At 48.0% G+C, this 561-nt stretch carries 1 pseudogene; it reads right to left on the bottom strand.

The window, feature by feature from the left end:
• Positions 1–561: pseudogene (locus tag J7R10_RS08475) on the bottom strand (late control protein); the annotation flags it as partial.

Genomic DNA, 561 nt, shown 5'->3' with positions numbered 1-561 from the left:
CCGCCATGATTTCGGGGCACCCTTCAAGGGACAAAGAACCACTGCCCATGCTACGGCACAGCCGGTCTGATTCTGAGGCGGCAGCAGCTAAAGCCTCTTCCCTGCTGGTGTAGCAACAACGCAAACGGCGCACGGGACCGCTAAAGCCTGTCTGATGTTTGACATGGCATTGTTGCCCTTGTAAGCGATCAAAATAACAGGCTTCAATGGTGCCGTATTGGGTGCGTGGCTCTAACGTGAATTCCCAACTGGAGCAGTCATGCTTATGAAGTTCGAGGACCGGTAAATTGTCGCCACTTAAAAATAAAAACTTATTGTCCTTGATTAAAAAACGTGCCTGCATGCGGTCTGCAAGGCGGGTTAAAAAATCAACAGCCGATTGATCCGTACGAATCACATAAGGCAAAGTTTTGTGCGTGAATTGAGGACTGATTTTTGCTTGATAACCATGGCGTTTGGCCAGGGTTTCAACAATCTCGCCAACGGTTTTGTGATCAAAATGTTCACTTGTTTGTTCTTTGAGTTCTTTACGCATTGAGGCGCTTTTGCCACAAAGGCGCA

Source organism: Bartonella vinsonii subsp. berkhoffii ATCC 51672 (assembly GCF_902825225.1).
In the GTDB taxonomy this organism is placed as follows: Bacteria; Pseudomonadota; Alphaproteobacteria; order Rhizobiales; family Rhizobiaceae; genus Bartonella; species Bartonella berkhoffii.
Note: the sequence above shows the minus strand (reverse complement) of the source record. Positions and strands in the feature narration are given on the sequence as shown.